This window comes from Paenibacillus sp. VTT E-133280 (genome assembly GCF_002264385.1).
Taxonomy (GTDB): domain Bacteria; phylum Bacillota; class Bacilli; order Paenibacillales; family Paenibacillaceae; genus Paenibacillus_AQ; species Paenibacillus_AQ nitricinens.
In genome coordinates, this window is sequence record NZ_NFUX01000060.1 from 1 (window position 1) to 22,769 (window position 22,769).

At 38.3% G+C, this 22,769-nt stretch carries 19 protein-coding genes and 3 pseudogenes; 8 read left to right on the forward strand and 14 right to left on the reverse strand.

The annotated features are described in order from the left end of the window. Positions 1–365: 365 nt before the first annotated feature. The 7 genes from CA600_RS22605 to CA600_RS22635 all read right to left on the reverse strand — a co-directional run bounded on the left by CA600_RS22605 (position 366) and on the right by CA600_RS22635 (position 11,843). Positions 366–2,054: a UvrD-helicase domain-containing protein gene (locus CA600_RS22605; RefSeq protein ID WP_094873091.1), complete on the reverse strand. Its 1,689-nt coding sequence runs from the start codon at positions 2,052–2,054 to the stop codon at positions 366–368. Beyond that, positions 2,039–4,126 (reverse strand): ATP-dependent nuclease, encoded by a 2,088-nt coding sequence (locus CA600_RS22610; RefSeq protein WP_094873092.1) that lies wholly within the window; start codon positions 4,124–4,126, stop codon positions 2,039–2,041. The genes CA600_RS22605 and CA600_RS22610 overlap by 16 nt, the downstream gene beginning before the upstream one ends. Before the next feature lie 1,092 nt (positions 4,127–5,218). Next, positions 5,219–6,370: a tyrosine-type recombinase/integrase gene (locus CA600_RS22615; RefSeq protein ID WP_179281707.1), complete on the reverse strand. Its 1,152-nt coding sequence runs from the start codon at positions 6,368–6,370 to the stop codon at positions 5,219–5,221. Between the two features lie 342 nt (positions 6,371–6,712). Further along, positions 6,713–8,191, reverse strand: coding sequence for a TniQ family protein (locus tag CA600_RS22620; protein WP_094873095.1), 1,479 nt, complete (start codon positions 8,189–8,191; stop codon positions 6,713–6,715). 14 nt (positions 8,192–8,205) lie between these two features. After that, complete coding sequence (locus tag CA600_RS22625) at positions 8,206–9,168, reverse strand: AAA family ATPase (RefSeq protein WP_094873097.1); 963 nt, start codon at positions 9,166–9,168, stop codon at positions 8,206–8,208. 34 nt (positions 9,169–9,202) lie between these two features. After that, positions 9,203–11,182 carry a hypothetical protein gene (locus CA600_RS22630; protein WP_094873098.1) on the reverse strand — a complete coding sequence of 660 codons (1,980 nt, stop codon included), beginning with the start codon at positions 11,180–11,182 and terminating at the stop codon, positions 9,203–9,205. Further along, positions 11,169–11,843 (reverse strand): TnsA endonuclease N-terminal domain-containing protein, encoded by a 675-nt coding sequence (locus CA600_RS22635; RefSeq protein WP_094873100.1) that lies wholly within the window; start codon positions 11,841–11,843, stop codon positions 11,169–11,171. Before CA600_RS22635 ends, CA600_RS22630 begins: the two co-directional genes overlap by 14 nt. Before the next feature lie 147 nt (positions 11,844–11,990). On the opposite strand from CA600_RS22635, the gene CA600_RS22640 reads away from it, so the two are divergent. Continuing rightward, positions 11,991–12,209: a helix-turn-helix domain-containing protein gene (locus CA600_RS22640; RefSeq protein WP_094873101.1), complete on the forward strand. Its 219-nt coding sequence runs from the start codon at positions 11,991–11,993 to the stop codon at positions 12,207–12,209. Here the strand turns inward: CA600_RS22640 and CA600_RS22645 are convergent. Continuing rightward, entirely contained in the window at positions 12,204–12,527 is a 324-nt protein-coding gene (locus tag CA600_RS22645; RefSeq protein ID WP_094873103.1) for a hypothetical protein, read from the reverse strand. The genes CA600_RS22640 and CA600_RS22645 overlap by 6 nt on opposite strands. 215 nt (positions 12,528–12,742) lie before the next feature. Between CA600_RS22645 and CA600_RS22650 the strand changes: the two genes are divergently transcribed. Together CA600_RS22650 and ku are read left to right on the forward strand one after the other, a co-directional pair. Beyond that, a complete protein-coding gene (locus tag CA600_RS22650; RefSeq protein WP_094873104.1) occupies positions 12,743–13,084 on the forward strand; it encodes a helix-turn-helix domain-containing protein in 342 nt (113 codons plus the stop codon). Positions 13,085–13,190: 106 nt separating this feature from the next. Beyond that, positions 13,191–14,024, forward strand: coding sequence for a non-homologous end joining protein Ku (ku, locus tag CA600_RS22655; protein WP_179281708.1), 834 nt, complete (start codon positions 13,191–13,193; stop codon positions 14,022–14,024). A 212-nt stretch (positions 14,025–14,236) separates the two neighbouring features. On the opposite strand, the gene CA600_RS32265 is transcribed toward ku, so the two are convergent. From CA600_RS32265 to CA600_RS32215, 3 genes and pseudogenes are all read right to left on the reverse strand, one after another. Next, positions 14,237–14,539 (reverse strand): hypothetical protein, encoded by a 303-nt coding sequence (locus CA600_RS32265; RefSeq protein WP_280788238.1) that lies wholly within the window; start codon positions 14,537–14,539, stop codon positions 14,237–14,239. Positions 14,540–14,775: 236 nt separating this feature from the next. Then, positions 14,776–15,228 carry a putative iron-sulfur cluster-binding metallochaperone gene (locus CA600_RS22665; protein ID WP_094873107.1) on the reverse strand — a complete coding sequence of 151 codons (453 nt, stop codon included), beginning with the start codon at positions 15,226–15,228 and terminating at the stop codon, positions 14,776–14,778. Between the two features lie 226 nt (positions 15,229–15,454). Next, a pseudogene (locus tag CA600_RS32215) lies at positions 15,455–15,675 on the reverse strand (transposase); the annotation flags it as partial. 4 nt (positions 15,676–15,679) lie between these two features. On the opposite strand from CA600_RS32215, the gene CA600_RS22675 reads away from it, so the two are divergent. After that, the gene (locus tag CA600_RS22675; RefSeq protein ID WP_256989973.1) at positions 15,680–16,186 is read left to right on the forward strand and encodes a hypothetical protein; all 507 of its coding nucleotides are present in this window, start codon (positions 15,680–15,682) and stop codon (positions 16,184–16,186) included. Between the two features lie 81 nt (positions 16,187–16,267). Here the strand turns inward: CA600_RS22675 and CA600_RS22680 are convergent, their stop codons facing one another. Together CA600_RS22680 and CA600_RS22685 are read right to left on the reverse strand one after the other, a co-directional pair. Then, complete coding sequence (locus CA600_RS22680) at positions 16,268–16,462, reverse strand: DUF2933 domain-containing protein (protein ID WP_094873110.1); 195 nt, start codon at positions 16,460–16,462, stop codon at positions 16,268–16,270. A 340-nt stretch (positions 16,463–16,802) separates the two neighbouring features. Then, positions 16,803–17,078 (reverse strand): annotated as a pseudogene (locus tag CA600_RS22685) (DUF2935 domain-containing protein); the annotation flags it as partial. 294 nt (positions 17,079–17,372) lie between these two features. Here CA600_RS22685 and CA600_RS22690 point away from each other — a divergent pair. Continuing rightward, positions 17,373–17,869 (forward strand): annotated as a pseudogene (locus CA600_RS22690) (acetylglutamate kinase); the annotation flags it as partial. Positions 17,870–18,458: 589 nt separating this feature from the next. Here the strand turns inward: CA600_RS22690 and CA600_RS22695 are convergent. Beyond that, positions 18,459–18,758 (reverse strand): hypothetical protein, encoded by a 300-nt coding sequence (locus CA600_RS22695; RefSeq protein ID WP_094873112.1) that lies wholly within the window; start codon positions 18,756–18,758, stop codon positions 18,459–18,461. 575 nt (positions 18,759–19,333) lie between these two features. Here CA600_RS22695 and CA600_RS22700 point away from each other — a divergent pair. The 3 genes from CA600_RS22700 to CA600_RS22710 are packed head-to-tail and all read left to right on the forward strand — an operon-like array spanning position 19,334 to position 22,761. Continuing rightward, entirely contained in the window at positions 19,334–20,431 is a 1,098-nt protein-coding gene (locus CA600_RS22700; protein WP_094873149.1) for a Fe(3+) ABC transporter substrate-binding protein, read from the forward strand. A 3-nt stretch (positions 20,432–20,434) separates the two neighbouring features. Then, on the forward strand, positions 20,435–22,084 hold the full coding sequence (locus CA600_RS22705) for an ABC transporter permease (protein WP_094873114.1): 1,650 nt from the start codon (positions 20,435–20,437) through the stop codon (positions 22,082–22,084). Then, positions 22,081–22,761, forward strand: a complete 681-nt coding sequence (locus CA600_RS22710) for an ABC transporter ATP-binding protein (RefSeq protein WP_038592528.1) — start codon at positions 22,081–22,083, stop codon at positions 22,759–22,761. Before CA600_RS22705 ends, CA600_RS22710 begins: the two co-directional genes overlap by 4 nt. Positions 22,762–22,769: the final 8 nt, after the last annotated feature.

Consider the following 22,769-nt stretch of genomic DNA (forward strand, 5'->3'; position numbering starts at 1 on the left):
TGTTCGGGATGGGTACGCGTGGAACCCCTCTGCTATGCCACCAAACATGCGTCTGTGAAACAGACCTGTCGCTAGAAATTGGGTTCATCACGGATGTTTAAATGAATTTCGGTGTGTACAGGCGTAATCACCTGAAAACTGAATCCTAAACAAATCTGTGTTTTATTTTTTGGATAAGCCATAGTGCGATTAGTATTGGTTGCTCCATGCATTGCCGCACTTCCACCTCCAAGCTATCTACCTCGTCGGTCTTCAAGGGGTCTTACCTGCTCGTAAGGAGTGACTCACGCTTAGAATGGTATGCTTATGAGGGTTAACTACGGTCCGATCGCTAGACAACAATTTGTAAATGCATTTACTAAGACTTATGTTAGAGGATGGATTTTGCAAAGTTTGCTTAGTTTTTTTGTAGCATTTAGAGACAAACTTGGTACACAAAAAAACAGATTAGACTTTGCTCTGCTTGCAGCCACATAATAAACTCGGTGGTCTTCTTTTGAAATCACATCAGGATTTAAAAGAAATCCCAATTCTCTCTTTTCTGAGTAATTTTGCTTATGCGGAAGAATATTCACTAATACATTCTCAAATTCATTTCCCTTTGCCTGATGTATGGTTCGATCTTTACCAACAATGTCTTGGCTTGATATTAATAAAGCGAGTTCTGAATACTTCTTATTTTTATAGAACTCCTCTATTTTTGTTGGAATTTCCCTTTTGGAAATAACAGGTATATTGATGCTTAGAGTCAAAATTTTCTCATATAGTTTTTGGATTGGTTGATCATTAAATTTGCTATAGTCAGTTAATAATTGCTGGATGATCTCCAATCCTTTTCTTTCATTGATTATTTGATTGGAAATCTTATTTATCTCCTGAATTGCTTTTTTAAAGTTGGAAAGGCGTGCATATTCTATTGCTTTAATAATGGGAACTATGATTTTTCTTCGTTCATTAGAGCTATCATTATTGGTGAAAATAGATTCGAGTGTTTCGGATCTGATATTGTCCGTATAATCTATCTTATCTCTTATAGAATTAGCCCTTTTATTAGAAAAAGAGAGTGTATAAAGTTCTTCTTCACTATTGAGATTGAGTGAATCTTCAATATATTTTACTGCGTTCAAGGGGTGCCCGATAAGAATAGTCGGCAAATTCCCTTGTTTATTATTAGGGCTTTTTTGAAAAATATTAGGTCGAATTGAATTTAACAAATCTATGATCTGTACTGTACTTCTATGGTTGTCTTCCATCTTGTAGTTTACATTGTTTTCTAGATTGAATTCCTCAAATTGTATAATATCAGAACCTTGAAAACTGTAAATTGATTGAGCTGAATCTCCAATAACTCCAATAATCGTTTCTTTTTCTGCAATCAGTTTTATGATTTTTGTTTGTATAGGAGATGTGTCTTGAAACTCATCAATAAAAATATATGGGAATTTAGAACGAATGACTCTTAAAACATCTGGATTTAAAATCATTATTTCCCATGATAGGGCTAGAATGTCTTCATAATGAAGGATTCCCTTTTCCCAAAACATCTGTTTGTATCTATACAGGTTTTCGTGCATGTCTGCTTTTCTGCCTTTGATGTGAAGCTTACAAACATTATCATTATCAATAAACCAAAAGGATTCCTTTGTTACTTCAACGTTAGATAGTCTGTATCTATATTCCAATCCACTTTGTTTAAAAAAACCTGATATTAAGTGTTCACTAGGTCCCTTAACTTTATGAATATTAATATTATGTTTCTTACTAACTAAAGATAAGAATGGCTTTACTACATGCAGAAATAAAAAACTATTAATAGTACATACTTCGACGTGATCATGCCCATTAGGGAGTCTTTTTAAAATAGTTTCTACGCCAGTATTAGTATAGGTAATACATGCTATTTTTTTATTTCGACCTAGTCGCTGAGATTGATGCAGTATATTCTGAATATGGTTTATTAGAAATCTTGTTTTACCAGCCCCGGGCCCTGCTACGACTTTAAAGTGAGTTTCAATTGGAATTGTAGAGTCGGCAGATATTAATTCGAAATCCATACGATCGCATCCTTTATGTATTGAGGAACTTGAAAAGGTATCTTATTAGCACTTTCTAAATTTTGATTCATATTGTATGCCAGTTCATAAGCATTCTCCCCCTTACTGACAGAGCTAAGGTATCTGGCAGCGAGAACATGTTCTTTTTTCTGAGTCCCAGTATTTTTATCAATACCATCGGTAATTCGTGCACGTAATCCTCCTCTTTTTCCTAGCCTTTCTAGAATAGACTCAAATGGTTTTTCAGTATTAAATAAATTAAATAAATCGACGAGTTCTTTATAATTTGTCATGTTTTTATTTAGAATTAAAGAACAACCAGGATTCTCAAAACATAAAGAATATTCGAAGGTTTTCCCTTGATCGATTTGCTGGGAAAAACAACGGATGTTATAAGGTTGAACTTGATATACTAACGAATTAGTACAAGAGGAGTATCTATATTTATCTGGATCTGTATACAATTCAAAAGGGAAGCATTTGGTATCATCATCCAAATTACTTTTATCCAAATCATCACTAAAACTTGTTGATATGTTTTTGAGTTCTATTCTCACAGGGTCTAAATCTGTAATACAAGCTACCTTTTTATGTAGAGTGAATTTTTGGTTTGTATCAAAAAGCTTGAGAAAGTGATCGAAATATCTTCCATTAACATTTATTACAGCTACGTGATCACCTTCTAAATCATGGCCAATATATTTAGCAAATATAGACATTGTTAATTGTTCTGCTAGTCCCTCAACAAAAATCACTGATTTTGCAAACAACATATCAGATTTAGTTGTATCCAAGAATCTTTCTATGTAAGCTTTACCTTTGGGATCGTTCTCAAAAATTCTTCCCAAATAGGCAATATTCAGTTGGTTTTTATCAGTTCGATGGAAGCACATTATTTCATCTAAAGAAACCGCTGAAGTTATGTTTGGTGAATGTGTTGTTATAATAATCTGTCTTGCTTTACTTTTACCATTTTCCCTAAGAAACTTTAAAAATTTATATTGCATTGCTGGATGTAAATGAGCTTCAGGTTCTTCAATTACTAAAATAGGAAATGTCTTAGCGTTACTTCCCAAATAATCACCGGAAGCATCTTTTTGCATCTTAGCAAGTAGCAAGGACATATAAATCAGATTATTATAACCCAAACCATTGTGAGTGGCAGGTATTGTTATTCCAGTTTCGTATTTCACAATTAATCTAAGAGCTGAATAAAGTTCAGAATCTAAAATATTCCCATCAAAATCAGGCACAGCATTACCAAAAGAAGCTCCTGTATCCTTGGCGTAACTTAACATCTCGATTTTTCCATGTTCCATTCGATCTTGTAGGGTTTTAATTAGAGCAGCTGCATTAACAGAAAAGTCTTTTTTTAATTTTTCGATTTCTTCTTGTTGTGTTTTCTTATCTTTATTTTTTTGGTCATTATTTTTTATTCCATAATCCATAAAAAAATCAATAACATCTCTTAATAGAGTGTTTTTTCCAGTAAATAAATCACGTTCAACATCACGAATTGCGTCTATGAACTGAAAATCAATTTTATTTAATGATTCTGTGTCAGCGAGTTGCTTTAGTAAAATATCCCCGCCGTATACATTAGACTTATACTTCCTTAAAAACTTATGTTTTATAAGGAGCCAGTAGTCTTCTATGTTTATCGAGCTTTCAGATTTCATCGCATTAATATATTCTTCTTCTTCTTTTTCTGGTAAATAAAAAGAGTAAGTCAACTTTGCTTGATAAGGCTCTTTTAACTCGATAAGCCAGTTCGCTACTGTGACTAAATCTTCTGAAAATTCATCTTCATTTTTGGATTCGGTAAATATCACTGAAATTGTTACTCTGGGGGAGTTTTTCTTAAGATCATCAACTGTGACTTCCTTGTTAAAATCATCCACACAGAGCCTTTTAGGTGAATTCACACTAAGAACTAGTTCTAAGGCTTTAAGTAAATTTGATTTGCCAGAATTGTTATGGCCTATAATTACATTCATACCCTCGTTAAAGTTTATAGATGTACTACTCTTAAAGTTTCGGAAGTTCTCGATAGAAATACTCGAAATATACATACTCATTCTCCTAATTATAAGATGATATTATGTTAAAAATTTATTCTATGTAGTAATGTAGGTGGAACAAAATCATTGATCCTCTATATCCAAATTCGTAAATGTAAATAATGTCCCATCTGTTAGCTTTCTATATTGCTGGTATTTCAGAATAAAACTACTTTAGATGTAGTTGATACTCCTAGATCTTTGTTTGGATCTATTAATCATTTCATGTTAGTTCCCTCTGATAGCATCTTCCATACTCAAACATTCTTCATTAAGGAAGAATATACCTCCTTTTTGTCGAACTTTAGTCCCATAAGGGAGGATCTTTATGTAGTTATAACAACAAAACATCGTCAGCAAAGTCTGACGATGTTTTTAGCGTGTCGAATTTCCACTATTTTTATCGAATGTAAATAAATGTTGTTGTAATATCAGAGTTTATAAAAATAAAGTACTAGTCTGGGGATGTCGATGGATTCAAAATTATGCAATATATAGTAGAATTACTAAAACAATAGTTGATTTAAGAGGAATCCCATTCACCTTCCCTTGGCAAGTGAGTGAAAAAAAATAACGACAGCAATAGCCAAATTAGCAATGCCGCCGTAGTTAATCACTTTTCTTTTATAGCGATACTAAGCAGTCCTTCATATATTATAAAAAATACAAATGTATTGTCTTGATTGCATTCTCGCCGGTCTACTTCGGTCCACATTATTAATCATACGTATACTCAATCATCGAAACCACTATAAAATAAATTATCAAATTACTGAAATAAAGAGTAAATCAACATCATTTAAAAGAAGTGCACTATAAAATTAGAGTTATGAATGTTCCATCTACAATAACAGAATCTTCACAAAGAGTATTTAAATCCTATTCCAAGTGAAAAACTTTATTCGCCCCTCCGATCGAGTAGGGAAATTTGTGTCATTACTCCTAACAAGTAGGTGGTTTTGTGTCATTCTCTAATCGAGTAGGGAAATTTGTGTCACAAATTTTCGACACAAAGTTCCCTACCAAATACCAAAAAAAACCGTGAAATCAAGGTTTATATGGTAGGGTAATTTGTGTCAGTCTACAGTTGAAGATCAGTCTTTCTTAGCTTTGCATTTCTTTTTGAATTTTCCTTGCATAGATCATTGGCATTTCTGAGGTGACATTTGAAATCATCTGATGAACTTGAGCCATATTTAATCCTGCTTTCATCAATTTCAAACCGAAACGATGTTTGAAGCCATTGGCTGTAAAATGAAAAACATTTCCAGACTCGTCTGTGATATTTGCTCTTTCTGCAAATCTATCTAGACTCCTTAAAAAGGATAGTTGTAGAATTTGTTTTCCAACTCCCTTATTCCCTTTATAACGTATAAATAATAATTTATTAGGGTGATCTTTTCCCAGTAATTCTTTTACTTTATTCCTATATGTTTTCATTAACTCTGCGAGATCCTTTTGAATAGGTACCATTGGAAATTCATATCTGGAGTTTTTTCTACCAGACCGTACCCAGTATTGATCATTAATTTCTATCAAACAATCTTGATTCGAGTTTAAGATGTCAATTAAACGGAATCCAGATGCTTCCATTAATAAAAGGATAGTTGCATACTGATCATCAAGAAGGTCAAGGTTTGCCAAAATCTGTTCCCAAACATAATCGGACACATGCTTATAATCCTCATCATTCTTCGGTTTAAGTTTTGGGCGATCTTCTTGATAAATCAATTTTCTGATTGGTACCCCTGGTGCTTCTACCCACTCATATCGTTGCAGATAATAAAGGAAATTCTCTAATCCACCAATCATACGCCAAATGAAATAATCAGTGGGCTTCTTTACTCTATAATTTGAGGATTTGTTTCCTTTCATTGGTGAGTTTTTGAGACTTTCAAAGTATTCACAAATATCATTTCGTGTAAGAGACTTAAGATCTACCCAGTGTGGATTTTTTAGCACAATGAATTTTATGAAGGGAACTAACGTCATAACCTCACTTCGAGCAGTAGAGAACTTTATTGAATCTTGAACAAACAAGCGATGCTGTATATATTTTTTGATAAGCTCTCTAAATGTAATATCTATTTTCTCAAAAGTCAGAAAGTATTCTGCTCTTGTCGTATTAAAAGGTATCCCAAGATTACGAACATCCCAACGATCTTTTGCTATTTCTTCGCGATATATCTCCATATTGGCTTCGTCTTTATTATGACCATATCGATTCATTGATGCCAGGATTTTATTTTTTTTCATCAGGATTCTCCTTTGTATGTAACTCACTATAATTTTAGTTTCGCCACATACTGAACCACGTATACTTGCATTTTGCCTATTAATCGTCAAAACCATCATGATTTCCACCTGTTGCCCTGACTCTCGAGATTTTTCGTCAAACGTTGGATTTCCCAAACAAATTCTAAAAATGAATGACATTCATCAATATATTCTCCAAGCTTGTCACATTTTGAATCGTAATTAATCAAACAAACTCCATAAAAGTTCGATAATATCCATGGCTATTCGGTATTTGAGATAACGATTGTTCTCATATCCGTGAACCTCCTTCAATTCTTAGAAGTCATCATTGATACCTCACTATAATTTTAGTTTCGCCACATACTGGTCCACATATATTTGCATTCTTTTCTTTGCTTCCTGGTTTTCGAATGACATCATTGAAACAGCTAAAGGAATATAAGAACGCATTCTAATCTCTCTTTTATTCAAACGATTACATTCATTTTTATCATATTCTTGGTGATCTTGTCCAATTTGACGATTGCTTCCTGGAATGAAACGAATGATGATTTGTTCCTGATAGTCTCTTTCAATAGCAAACGCAAAGTTCATACCTTCCTGAATTATTTTTTTCAAAGCTTCTCCCCTAGGAACTCGTATATTACTAGAACCCTCTTCTGCGAAGTTAAACCAATTGATAAAGAGTTGACTATACAAATATGCTGAAGCTTTATTAATAATCCATTTCAGAGGTTTGGTATCAGTTATCATCTCACGGGCGAGAGTATCCTTAGCTGCTATATATAGTTGCTTTAATTCTTCTTTATACAAGGGGGAAATTGCGTTAAAGTCATTTTTTTCTCTCCCTGTATTATTCAGTCCTTTTAAATGTCCATAAAAATAAGGTGACCCAAGAATCGATTGTCTCCAGAATATATAGGAATAAGCAGAAGGACAAATAGACGGGAAATCTGCCCCCTCTTCTTTTAAAAGTAACTGCAAACGCCTTATACAAAGTTTATGTAGGCAGAGTGATTTTTGGATTTTTTTATCAATTGCTTTAAAAATAAATCGATTCTCTATGAAAATTTCCTCGAAAAGAACTGACTCATCCATTATATTTCCAACTTGCTTCATATTACTAATTATAAATTCTTCTGCGAACTCTTTCTTTTTTAGGTTGTTTAAAACGTCGAAATCAATATGACTTGGGATATAAATTATTGGATCATTATTTATATCTCGATCAGTTTTGTTGATCCAATCGTATACACGATGATCATTAATAGTTAAGTTCTTAATCCATTGGTCCCAGTGTAGATTTGAATATTTGTGGCCGCACTTACAAGTAAAAGCTTTGTCCATAACAGTATCACTCAATAAAAAAGGTATCTTTACTTTACAAACGGGACATTCCTCAGCAAGCTTTACACTATGTATAGGACAGTTCTTAAACAAAGTAAACTGATGTAACAGGCTATGATAACCATGATTTAGGCAACTAGGGCACCATCGTAAATGTGGAGCAAACCAAGTTTGACTATTCCCTAAGTTTGGTCCAAGTGGACGAAGCAGTTCGTTCATTGTATGGTTCGTATGTGTATGTAAATTCACATTTAGGTACTTTTCTAATATCTTCTCATCAAAGCCCTTTAGCGTTAACAAATCTCTGTAATGGTTTCCAACATGCATATTCTTGATTGATTTTACTTCATCATTTCCAACAACCTTAAGAATGGTATATCTATTGATGACATTAGCATAACTAAATTTTTCGAAAATGGACCAAGCCGATTCGTATGGCCTGATCCATTCCTTCCTCCATATAGCAACCATATCGTTCCTCCCTCCTATGCCAATGCCATAAACACTTCGGATTCTATATATCCCGAATTATTTATTGCCTCTTTCCAGTGGTTAGTTGTCAACCATTCAACTTCTCTTCCTGTTGCTCCATTAAGCTTTAGTGCATTCTCTATGGAAAATATAAAATACTCCATAGGAATCTCCATTTTTTTGGATAAACCATGTTCCTTACGAATATCTTTAAAAATGTCAAAAACCTCTTTAGCACATTGTTTCAGTCGATATCCTTTACTAAATGCTTCAGGAAAAAAATAGCGAGTGTAGGTGTACCCGCTATTTTCTGGGTATTCCGATACTTCGTCGTAGCACATTAGGCAATGCTCAACTTCTTTCAAAGTGCGTATGCCAAAAAACTCATGCTCATTTGTCATAAATCGCCCAATGATTTGAGATTTTTTTGTTTCAAGGAAATATGTTCTTCGATCTATCAGCTCAGACTGACCAACACATATAACCGTCATACTGATTTTTTCACTATCCAAATCATTATAGATATCAATTAGCCAGTTATATTGAAGTTCAGTCAATCTTTGAGCTTCATCAATAACAAGCATAACCCTCCGAAGTTTTGATCTCTCTCCTTGCTCCAACATTAAATTAACAATTTGTTGTCGCATAGCGGTCGGACTTCGTTTCGCAGGGAATGAGAACTTAAAATCACTAAGGATGTCTCCAAAAAACTTTTCTTCAGTCGGTACTCGATAACTTTTGCACCTTGTTCTCAATATAGGAAAGTTCTCTCCTATCTGCGTTGGCAGATAATTTAATGCAAACTCAACAGATTTCGTTTTACCAATTCGTGGCCTTCCGTAGACAATCATTCCTGGTAAACGATTCATCACAACTCTTGTCAATCTTTCCATTAACCGTTTTACCTCCATAGTAGGAAGGATGTATCCGCCCATTTCAACTGGATGTGTACCCAGAGGCAGTTTTGGTCTTTCCATTTTTAGGCCTCCTAAAAATTGAAATGTAAGTAGGTTATTTAGAATTAATGGTCTTGTAATTTGCAAGAAACTCTTCCATCTTACCGGATTGTTGATCTTGGTTATCTCTTACGGTTTTTCTTGCTTTGTCCAGTGCTTCATTCACTTTAACTGCATGTTGTAATGCTGCATCCCGTTCTGAGACACCGTCCATAAAAGGAAAGGAATCTTTGATTACCTCTTCAAGTTGGGTTACCTTGTTGGCACTCTTCTTATTACCGCTCTTGGCTAAATTCATATTGTAACTGTAGTAAACAAAAATCGGATCATCCCACTGTGTAAGATGAATTAATCGGCGTATTACCAAGCGATTGATCGCCTTTCTAGTCTGTAAGGTGTGAGGTGAAATGGACCATTTCCCCGCTGCAGTAAGATATCCGATTTCACTACCATCAGAATGAAAAGCACGAATGGTACGAAGATCATCGACATTTACATGAAGGGAAATTTCTGAACCTATCAAGTGAGCGCTCTGTGAAAGACGATCACTTCGATATTCCACACCCTCAAATTGAATGTAAGGTCTCTTCCCTGATTTTAAGGAACCTCTTACCGTTCTTTTTATTGTGGTTTGAAGAAACAATAACCCGCTGCGGTTATTTTCATCAAGCTGTCGTGGAATCATTCCGTTCGCAAGCCGTTTACCTAATAACTCCAATGGCGATTGATGGTATATGCCACCATGAGGCGTTCCATTGTAATTAGAAATCAGTACATCGACCAGTTCTTTCAAATGTTCAAAGGTGATGTGATACTTTATCGCCATTTTCTCTGGATCGGTTCTTCTTGGATCTTTAGGATGACTTCCGCTAGTATTTGGTAGTCGATGAATCCCTGATTCCTCTAAGGTTTGAAAGAATCGTTCGATAATACCTCTTCTCATAGGTAAATCCACAGGACCTAGATTGGTTGTACATCCGAGCAATTGCCGTAATCGATCTTTTACTAAGCTAGCTAAATGAGACTTGGCATTATCAAAACAAATCACATCAAACACAGCCCATTGGGCCTCAGGGAAAATTTCAGATGGATATCCTCCATCACCATTATAGGTAAGGCCATCAATAGTGAGTTGTGGACGTACATGGGGCATAATGGCATCTCGAATGCACATCATAACATCACTCGCACTATATTCTTTATTTAAAGAAATGTATTTCCCTAGGACATTTCGTGTCGCGACATCAATTATCGTTAAAATCCAGAATCGTTCCAGGATTAATACAACAGTCTCCCCTTCAGGTGTCACTAACTCAACCGAGAAAACACCATCAATTCGATGTGCATCAAATTGAACTTGTTGATAAGGAGTACGGGTAATTGGATGATTTTGTTCCCCTCTACCACTATTTCTGGCTTTTTGTTCAGCATCATGACCATATCTCGAAGCTGCCTTACCAAAGTAATCTTGCCCCAATCGACGGAGGTAACGATATAGTGCACGGCTCCCTAGACGGTCTGTATTAAATGGATATTGACTTAATGGAATCATTTTCTCTTTGCATGCCTCTACAAATTTTTTGTGAATATGTAAGGGCTTCATAGCCGGTTCGAGTGACCTTCTTTTCCGGCCAAGGTACAAATCGTCGATCAATTCCTTAATATCAGGATATTTTTCAAGCAACAACTTAAATTCACCAGATTTTCGAGACGAATTTTGTTTTCGATCCATCATGTTTAAAGCATAGTTCTTTGTAGTTTTGTTTGGTATTAATGCTCGGAAACCCCAAGCTTCACCATTTGGGTCACGAGAGATACATCTAGTGATTATGCGACGTAAATTTCGAGGACTGACTTTCGTGATTTCATAAATCTTCATCTGGCTTGCTTCTCTTTTGAAATACAGCATTACAGCCTCTTTACGCTGTTGATAAATTAATAGATCATCTGCTTCCAAGGACGATTCATCGACTGTAGGCCAAAATTCAGGATTAATCTGATCAGTAAGAAGACCTTCCTTTTCAATCATTCGCATCGGTTTCAGCCCTCCATATCTCCGTACTCAAGCTCCAAAGTTGGTCATTAATATTCGTGAGAGTTTTACCTGTATAGGTTAACCAGTAACATGCAGCCATGACGTCGCCTAAGTTGTATTTCCCATTCATGTGCTCATGTAGAGAACCGATTGTTTGCTTAAACCTGGAGATATTTTTTAAAATATCTTCCGTTTTTTCTTTTGAATGTTGAGCTTTAACAGCTGAGAGCATCTTTAGTCGGTTTTCTAAACCTATTGGATGAACACGGATTATCTTATCAGTCATCAGTTTATGAGCTACACCTTCCTGTTCACACCATTCTTTCTGTGCCTGGATTTGTCGCATATTCCGTGTGTAATTAGGATGTGTAGGAACTAATTCATTTTCATATTTAACTTCAGTATATTCTTCCTCACCATTCGTATATTTGATCCACATATCAAAGATTGAAGTGTGTAACTTTCCATCGATTACAAAACTTATTTCTTTATGTTGTTCACAATAAATTTCTACCAGAGGATTAGTCTCCACTAGTAACCAATGATCAAACTCTAGGTCACTATAGAGAATGACTTCCCGCATCTCTACTTTAGGACCTTCAGAATTCCAATAATTATTACCGTATCTTTTGTTCCGAGGCACAGTTATAGGCACTCTCATATTTAACCCCCTTCTACGTTATTCTGAATATCCTTATTCCCTATAGTTTGGATTCCAAACCCACCACATAAATGTTTTTAGAAATATACTAATTAATTCTCTCTTTGGAAATACTATAGTTAGTAGATTAAGAGAGGAGTTAAAATAATGAATGAAGACTATTGGTACAAAATAATTGGGGGCAATATTCGTTCAAGTCGGGTGACACGTGGCATCACACAAAAAGATCTTGGTTTAAAACTTAATATTTCTAGACCATCAATTGCCAATATCGAGGCTGGGCGACAAAGAATTCAAGTCCACTTTTTATTTCAACTTGCAGAAGCATTAGACACTTCGATTCAAGACTTAATCAACATTTCATAATTTCTTTTTTGACTCTTTCAATCTCTTTTTCAAAGAATTAATCGCATCATGATATAGTTGTTTCATCTCAGGGTTAACATTCCTTGAGGGTTCAATAATGTTTGCATAGGTTATTGAATCAATGTCAAACAACATAATTTCTGTCAAGTCACAAGGGTTGAAAAAAATCGGTATTTCCCACTGACCCTCTATTTGAGCGGTTTTAAACCAATGGAATTTTAACATTGTAGCGTTGGTATAAATCTTCCCGTTAAACTCTAATCCATTCTTCGAGACAGTGGCTAGTCCCAATATAATTGTTAAATTCAATTTACTCATCACCCTCACCTCTTTTGCATTTTACCCATTGCTCTCCAAAACATCAGCTTGAAAGGAATGGTCTTCATTTTCCCTATCTAGTTGATGTACTCAATAATCACTATAACCATTTAACATAAAATAATACGTATACATATCATTTTAATATTATGATATGTATATATACGTGTATCCCATCAGCTCCATTGTTTACACTTACATATAGAGGTGTAATCATGGAAACTTCAATAATCCAGAAAATTGGACAACGAATCCGAGATATTCGAAAGCAAAAAGGATTGTCGCAAGAGCAACTTGCTGAGAAGGCTGGCTTTCACTTTTCATATATTGGTGGAGTTGAAAGAGCTGAAAAAAACATAACATTAGTAAATTTACTGAAAATCGCCGATGCTCTTGAAGTTCAGATTATTGATTTGTTCGTATATACTAAACATCAAAGGTCCGTTTTAAATGAGAAGGACGCTTTGTTAAATCAATTAATGGACACGCTAGTATCTTTGAAAAAGAGTGATCTACGGAAGGTTCATGTATTGCTAAATGAATTTTTCGAAAAATGAACGATATCAATAAAACAAATAAACCGCAATCCTATAAATGGAGAAGCGGTTTATTTGTTTAATTAATGGGAATGACTTTTTACTAGCAACTTTAGGAGGTGCTCCCATGCATACGATATGGAAAGGTGCTATCAGTTTTGGATTAGTTCACATACCGGTTAAATTATATGCTGCCACGGAGGAGAAAGAGATTGCTCTTCATCTTCTCCACAAAAGCTGCCATGGCACAATCAAAAACCAGCGTTATTGCCCCACATGTCAAAGCTCAGTTGAACCGGAAGATCTAATTAAAGGCTATCCACTTGATACAAATCAATATGTAACATTCGAAAAAAATGAGCTAGATCAAATTCAAGAAGATGCTAGCAAGCAGATACGGATTATTGATTTTGTGAAGGAAGAACAAGTGGATTTAATGTTTACTCAGAAGGTTTATTTTCTTGGACCTGATAATCACGGGAGTAATGCATACTATTTACTTCTTAAGGCCCTTGAGGCATCGAAAAGACTGGCGATCGCCAAATTCACGCTTCGTTCTAGCACAAAATTATGTATACTGAAACCTATTGATGGAACTTGTATTCAATTGGCCACCATGTACTACGCGAATGAAATTAGACCATCTGAGAATGTTCCCAACATCCCCAACAACATTTCAGTCGATCCCAATCAGTTGAAGTTAGCCTTACAGATCGTTAAGGGCATGTCAGGGACTTCAGATTTAGCTTCTTATACCAATCCGGAGCAAGAAAGATTACTGGCCGCTATCCAGTCTAAAATTGCCGGCCAAAACATTGTTTTGAAGCCCGTTCAAGAAACTAATGTTGTCGTTGATCTATTAGAAGCGCTTCAAGAAAGCGTTAAAATGAACAAAGGAAAGAAAAAGGTAGCATCAACTAAGGAAAGTGGACGCGGTACCCCTAAAGAAAAGTTAGGATAGCGACTACAAACTAAAAAATACAAATAGCTAAGAACTTGCCTAGATCGCGATGTTCTTAGCTATTTACATGTCTTCCTTGTTCCTCGGGAACATTGGAGAAAGTGAATAAATGTTGCTTCATTAATCTTCCCTTTTTGTATAAGAGGGTAGCTCTTTCACTAAGCATGAAAAGAAGGCAAATCGCTTCCTATGCGTCATTTACCTGTAATAAACTATCTCCACTTCCATCTCGTAAGCCCAAACTTCGTATTCATTCGTTGATTGATGGATTTATCTCCATCCGATGTATGGGTTAAGAAGGTGGGAAATGAGTTAGGAAAGCTGTAGCCGAAGTCTCCATTGGTCAAATCATGATCGTCAAACCAGGAGAGAAAATTCCATTGGATGGCGAAGTCGTTTCCAGGGATTCCAGTGTGAACCAAGCCCCCCATTACTGGAAAATCCTTGCCCGTGAAAAAGCGACCGAGCGGATTCCCTTCCGTTAAGGGTTCATGTTTTATCAAAAGCGATAACATGCAAAGCTCCAGCAATCTCTAGGAATGCTCCACCTTTGATTAGAATCATTGCGGGCTGCGTTGCTAATGGGCATGAGCGGTGTTCAATCGGCTCGCGTTATCTACAGCACAGCTGTCCAATGACACAATGTTGCCTACATAAATGACACAAAGTTACCTACATTGTTATCAATTACATCAGAATATCGTCTTCCTTCTCTTTTCGTAAGAATTGTTGCTGAATAGATGACAAGCGACTAACTCTTGTCAAGGCTCCGAATGAATGTAGTGACATTGCCCAAACAACAGGCTCCTTGGGGATTATTGACCTCACATCCACAACGATTAGCTTGAACTTGTTCTCGTATATGGTCAATTGGATGCTGATTTTCCTGAACAGCTTGTATTAAGCGTTCTCTTGTCCATCCAAAGCAGTAGCAAACAGGTACATCCAATGCATCGTCTTTTTGGAATACCGATACTTTGAGCATATCTTTGCCAAAGGTCTGCACATCGCTAAAATATACAACTTCACAAGATGAATTAGTGCAAAAAGAGTAAGGTAATTCAGGGTTGATGGTTTCTAATGCGGTTGGTTGAAGCATAGCCTTGAGTGTAATCAATTGAATACTTTTACCCTTTTGATGACAAGTAGGACATTGTAAAGGTGTTGTTGGCTTCTCAACGGATGTTTGACAACAGTTATCCATTTTTTATCACTCCCACTATAAATTAATATTTTCTCTTGTTTGCTCATTCGTTCTTAGATTTTCAGCCATTGACTTGTTGAGAGATGGAGAAGTCATGTAAGGATGACAATATTTTCTGGTGAAGCCGGTGGCGGGAATAGAGATTGGGGAACTTTGTCCCCAGCCCATGGATACTTCCTGTGATCGCACTTTGGATATCCACACCTTCTTTTGACGGCTTACCCTCTGACTTGCTTTTTTTCTTTCCGGAACTGTTCTCTTTGAGGTTCAGTCCGGCCAGCCGAATAATCTGCTGTCTATACTCGTAACCGCTTAGATCCCCCACTTCCGCAAGAAATCCCGCCAACGTAACTACAGCCACGCCGGCACGGTAAGCATCTCCCCAGTGCCCGGAATTTGTCACAGTAAACGCTCAACTTCAGCCAGAATCTCTTCGAGCTGTCTGGCGAGGGTGTTTGGAAACGACTTTAAAGGTTCTTCACTTGAATTTGTGATGGAAGCGATATGCAAACAAAAGCAAGTTTTCAAAGGAGCAGCTCACGCTTTTTATTGGAAACCAAAGCTTGGAATCCCCGATATTTATGAAAATGATGAACATCAACTTGCGTTTGGACATTTTTTAAAACAGATTTCTCAGACCCATGAAGAAAAAGATATCCTTGATGAGATTAACCACTTGGACAATCTAGGTATTAAAGGTTTAGGTCCCGCATCAGCTAACATCTTATATTTCCTTCACCCCACCTTGTTTCCACCCTTCAATACAGCGATTTTAAACGGCTATAACCTTCTATTTGGCCGTAACATCAAATTAGGTTCATGGTCTGCATATTTGGATATGCGGCAAGACCTAATTCAATTGAACCAAAGCTATCGCTCACTTCTCTCTATAGATCTGGGGGCTGTTGCCGGTTTAATGTTTCATATAGGATCAGACCGACATAAACTCAATTCTTAGTTAAGAAATTAATTAGATTTTGATAATCAGCAAAAGAGATAGCTCATAAGCACAAGTCGCTTAGGGCTATCTCTTTATTTGCTATTTGGTAAGGCTTAAAAGTTGTTTTTCCAGCCGTTCGTTCTCCACCGTTAACTCATTAAAATCTTGATGAAGTGTCCAATCCATCATAGATTGGTTTGACCGAGAGTCAGTACCATGGCTTCCTTTCATTCCAATCATCATATATATCATCATCAGCGGACAAATCAACAACAGCAATAAAGACCAATCCATTTGTATTCCTCCTATTTAAGTTGTTTTCTTTTTATATTTATATTCTAGTAAACTTATATGTGGATATAATGTTGAAAGAATGTGCATTCTATGTATTTATTGATAATCAAAAAAATGACCCACTCACTGTTCTTAAGGGAAGGATATGACTAATAATTATAGATTACATAAACTGATAGTTTCCTTTAGCTCGTCAACAGATTTCAGGATAGACTCGGAGGCTTTATTGATGATGTTAAGAGAATGCACTTGCGATTCCGATCAAATGAAGCTAGGAACACAAGCAGAAACTCTCCTGCAATTAGATGGACACGAGTAAACAAATAGCACGAGAAAGACTCCTAACTGCCGCTACTGGGGCGGCGGCATTGTGTACTTCTACATTAAATTCTCTGATCGTTTGAGGATCGGTGTTCATTTGGAAAGAATGAGCTCTTCTTTCGATGTCTTCAAAAATAGCTTGGTAATGATTAGCTTCATTGATCAATTGAGTATCTTCGCATCTGAAGCCTAATCGAAGGAACAAAGAGTGTTCTTTCATAATTCGCGACCAAAAACGAATTTCATCTAGTGACCGGGCCACAAAGGCGTCTGACAAATAAATCCCTCCACCCATTCTGTTAATAACTAATGTTACTTACACAACCCCTAAGATTTACTCATTTCCAAAAATATATGGCGCTTGCTTGTTCCATTATGCTCAAGATTATTTGTCTTTTTTCTTTTTTGTCTTGTATTTGTTCTCTACGAATTTTGAACATTTTGGGCGTATTAACCATAATATGGTGGGAACACATTCAAAGGAGGCTAAAGAGTATGTATCCTTATTGGGGATTTAGATATTCCACACAAGGTATACCTTATATTATTCCAAATCAAGTACCAACTTTTCTAACAAGACGGGTTGTTACTATGGGAACAACATGTTGTATGGACCAGAATGGCTATCATTAGTATTATTTTTAATTTACCTGACACCGATTTTGTTTTAACACGTCTCCTCCAAAACGCACCGATATGGGGAATTCACTCAAACCCTTCTATGGAGACAGTACAGCGAAAACATACAGTAATCTGATCAAAGAGCACTTAACAATCGCTGCGGATCTTGTAAAAGCAGCAAAGGCTGGCGATAAAAAATCCGCGGCAGATGCAGAGAAAAGATGGTACTCTAACGCAGACGAGATCGTGGAATTTCTAAGCCGCATTAATCCATATTTATCGAAAGAAGAATTCAGGAAAATGTTCTATGAACATCTGGCATTAACTAAATCAGAAGCGCTGTCGATTCTGAATCAAGATTACAAGTCTGGTATTCAGGTGTTTGACAAAATTGAGAGGGAAGCCTTAGAAATGGCGGATGCAATTACTGACGGAGTGATAAAACAATTTCCACAATTGTTTTGAAATGATAAGATACTATCCCGGCAAAAAGCCTTCAATTCTTTCTCCTCTTAGGAGAGGAAAAAATGAGGGCTTTTTTTGGGCCAATTAATGTATTAGATTACGGTAATTTTAAATCGGAATCGGCAGTGGGCTAACCTATTTGAATTTTAATTATATACCTGAGGTGTTTCTGCTGAACCATAACGCCGCGAAGCTGGCGGGATTGCCTGTACGGAAGTTGCTGAATACTGTATTCAAGCAAAGAAAAGCTACTCCATCACATCTATCCTTGCTGGCATAGAGCGTACCGGAAATCATTAGACAGGGTAATTGTAACAGAGTATGCACTACCGGGGAGAATCGGAGCCTAAATTAAGTAGCATAATTTAACGTCAAAGTTAAATTTACCAGCATTTTAATCACAGCGGGTCATCAGTCACATCATAAGGATAAGGATGATCTACCCCACCTTTACTCCAAAAGTCCAAATTCATTCATTTAAAATACTATTCTGAACACCATTTTATCTGCTCCGCTCTATTCTTCTCATGTAGGATGATTAACTGATTCAACACGAATATCCGCTGAACAATATCTTGCCGCTAAGCCATTATGCGTCGCGAGAATTAATAACACCTTTATGAAACCCTTTTTCGATTCCTGACGATACAATACTCTCCATCGCCTCACATACTACTTCACATGGCCACAATCCATTTTCCCCAACGGGAGTCTTGGAGAGTAATTGGCCAATACTCTGATCGCCACTCTCAGCACGAGCGAACTGGCGGCATAGGCGACGAACTTCAGAAATCCACTTATCAAGCGCGACAGCATCGATTTTTCCATTTTCATCAGTTCCAGGAATCTTAGTTATCTGATCGAGTAGGTGACGAGCAGCTGAAGCCATGACTGCCCGCTGTTCGGGGTTACACTAACTGCTGTTATAGCTTTTCCAATTTGGAGTGAAACCGTAGGTGTTCTTATCAGTAGTGGAAGTATGCTGGAAGAAAAGTTAGCTATGGCCCTGGCATTACTAATAGTTTCGTTCTCTATAACATTTTTAATTTCTTCAGTAAAGATAGCACTTGAATCAATTCTATTGATGCACTCAAGTGTTTGTTAATTGACACAAACCTCCTTCGAACGCACTCAAAGGAAAGTACGCTCACTCGTAGCAAATGGAACTTTCCAACCATGACTTCAAATCCTTGCTTCTTTGCCTCAGTTTCGCTATGTCAAACGGATGCAATTTCGGGAATAGTTTGTGTAAACTCATAAAATTCTTATATATGGAATTTATTCAACAAGGAAGTGGCTAAAGATGCTCGTTTTCAATTTCTTTTTGAATTTCCTTGATAATTGAGTTTTATTTTTATTGACATAAAGAGATCATAAAAGTTATCATATCCCTTAATGAGAATGAGAATGAGAATGAGAATCATTATAATTTCAGGGGGATGTTTTGGTATGATGAATATTGGTATGATGAATAGAAAGTTTTTAGTTCCATTGCTTACAGGAATCTTGACTGTCGGACTGTTGGCAGGCTGCGGCGCCAACAAGACCAATGAAACAAGCGCCGTTAACTCGGGGGAGAACCAGCCAACTGCAACTGCACAGGCTGCTGAGCAAGTAGTAAATGTTTATTCCGCTCGCAGTTATGACGTAGACGCCCTGCTGTATGAAAAATTCACTGCGGAAAGCGGAATCAAAGTAAATCTTATCGATGGCAAAGCAGAGGAATTGATTGAGCGTCTTAAGCGTGAAGGAGAAAGCACACAGGCTGACTTGTTCCTTACCGTTGACGGAGGCGTATTGAACAATGCCAAGCAGTCCGGATTGCTTCAGCCGGTAACTTCGGAAACCATCGATCAAAACGTACCTCAAGAACTTCGTGATCCCGACAATGAGTGGATCGGACTTTCCACACGCGCCCGTGTGATTGTATACGCTAAGGATCGGGTTAAACCCGAACAACTGTCCACCTACGAGGATCTGACAAACCCTGCTTGGAAAGGTAAAGTACTTGTCCGTCCTTCCTCAAGCTTGTATAACCAGTCCCTTCTGTCGTCATTCATTGAACTGAACGGAGAGGTGAACGCTGAAGAGTGGTCCAAAGGACTTGTTGCCAACTTGGCCCGTACTCCTGAAGGAAACGACCGTGACCAGGCGAAAGCTATCGTTGCCGGTGTGGGCGATGTTGCGATTATGAATACTTACTATGTAGGTCTGCTGCTGAACTCGGATGATCCTGAAGAAGTGAAGGTCGGGCAAAACATCGGTGTATTCTTCCCGAACCAGGAAACAACAGGCGCTCATGTAAATATCAGCGGCGCAGGAGTAATCAAACACAGCAAGAATACGGAAAATGCCTTGAAGCTCATTGAATTCCTGACCGGCGTAGAAGCGCAGACCATGGTTACCAATGAAAACTATGAGTTCCCGGTAAATGCAAAAACAGAGCTGCCTGAACTGCTCAAAACCTGGGGAACTTTCAAAGCGCAGCAAATCGATTTCAACAAACTGGGCGTTCACAATGCCAAGGCGATTGAGATCATGAACAAAACAGGCTGGAAATAACATATGCATCTAAACGCAGTTAAGGTAAAGTTAAAAAGACGCCTTAGCGTTTGGCGGATCGTAAGCTTAGCGGGGGCAGCAGTCATTTTGCTGCCCATTTTTTTCGTATTCCTCTCGATCTTTGATCCGCCGAACGAAAACTGGGTGCAAATCAGGCAGTATCTGGTCAAGGATTATATTTCCCAGACGGTTCAGCTGACAATGACGGTTGCCGTACTTACAGGACTGCTCGGTGTCACGCTAGCCTGGCTAGTAGCGGTGTTTGATTTTCCGGGGAAACGGTTCTTCAGGTGGGCACTGGTCCTGCCTTTGGCGATTCCTCCTTATATTGCCGCATTTACGTACAGCACGATGTTCAGCTACACCGGTGTTGTCCAGACCACTCTTCGGAACCGGCTCGGGATCGTCCCCGATCAGGAACTTATTACGTTTTCTTCAATGCGGGGCGCGGTTATTGTATTCACCTTGTTTCTGTTCCCTTACGTATACCTGATCACCAAATCGTTCCTGGAAAAACAGAGCGCTTCTTATATTGAGAACGCCCGGCTGCTTGGAAGAAATGGCTGGTCCATTTATATCCGTATCGCCCTTCCATTATCCCGGCCGGCCATTGCAGGTAGCGTCAGTCTGGTCATGTTCGAGGTGCTGAGCGATTACGGAGTCACCAGCTATTTCGGAATACAGACCGTGTCTACGGCAATTTTTCAGACCTGGTTCGGGATGTACGATGCCGATTCGGCCATGCGCCTTGCCGCCTGGCTGATGATTATTGTGCTAGGCCTGTTCTTTGTCGAAATGCTGCTTCGCAAACGGCGGGCTTACAGCTCTACAACCAGCAAATCGAGACCGCTTGTGCCAAGACGACTTACCGGATTGCCGGGAATATCGGCAGCCGTGTTTTGTATGATTGTCTGGTGTGCATCTTTCCTGTTTCCGCTTCTTCAATTGATCGAATGGGCCAGTTGGACCTTCGACACCATGTGGAATGGGGACTTTGTCCATCTTGTCTATCAGACCTTGTCCGTGGCTGCTGTTTCCACACTGATTATTATGGTGTTTGCGCTGATTGTAGCCGCTGCGAATCGTTCGCGTTCTACAGCTTCATTTTTTCTCTCCAAAGCGGTAACCGCCGGCTACTCCATTCCTGGAGCGATTATTGCCATCGGCGTGCTGGTCGTGTTCCTGCAGTTGGATAAAGGTTGGGCCGCTGTTCATCATCAGTTTGCATTAAACGGAACACCTCTGGTGCTCAGTTTAACCCTGGCCATGCTGGTTATGGGCTATGTGATCCGGTTTATGGCTACAGGATTCAATGCTGTGGAAGTCGGATTTGAGAAAACGGGACAGAAATTTACGGAAGCATCCAGGATGCTGGGGCTTGGGATGACGAAAACATTTATTAAAGTGGATCTGCCTTTGATCAAGGGGGCGGTAATGAGCGGTTGTATCTTAACCTTTGTGGAAATCTGCAAGGAACTTCCGCTTGCTTTGATACTCAGACCTTTCAATTTCGAGACCCTGGCTACAAAAGCTTACCGGTACGCGAACGACGAACAAATTTTCGAAGCATCCATCCCGTCTCTGCTTATTATCTTCATCAGCTTCATCTCGGTTTATGTAATGCATCGCTTAGACAGGAAGTGGGAAAAATGAGTATTGTAGAAATCCATAATCTTTCGTTCTCTTACGGACGGGGGATTCCCCCGGTTATCGAACGGTTCTCCTGCTCCATTGAAAAAGGGGATATTGTCGGCATTGTCGGCGCAAGCGGCAACGGAAAAAGCACGCTGCTGCGGCTGATCGCGGGCCTGGAGATTCCGGCTGGAGGGGAAATCCGGATTAACGGCGCTCCTGTGGTCAATGAAAGTACCTTTGTACAGCCGGAGCAACGGGGTGTCGGGATGGTATTCCAGGATTACGCGCTTTTTCCTCATATGAATGTCCGGAAAAATATCGAGTTCGCCCTTCACCGGCTTCCGAGAAAAGAGCGGGCCAAGCGTCTGGAGGAAATGCTTGACCTTGTCCAGCTTGGCGAATTCAAGGAACGTTATCCCCATGAGCTCAGCGGCGGGCAGCAGCAACGGGTGGCGCTCGCTCGGGCGCTGGCGCAGAAGCCGACGATTCTGCTGATGGACGAACCTTTCAGCAACCTCGATGCGGGGCTAAAGGAATCGATCCGTTCCGAGCTGCGGACGATCTTAAAGAAAGCGGAGATGACCTGCCTGTTTGTTACCCATGACCGGCAGGACGTCGAAGCAATAAGTGACCGCTCGATACATCTAAGATCAGAGCCAGATTTAACTGAGCGGAAATTAGTTTTTTATTCATAAAACATTCG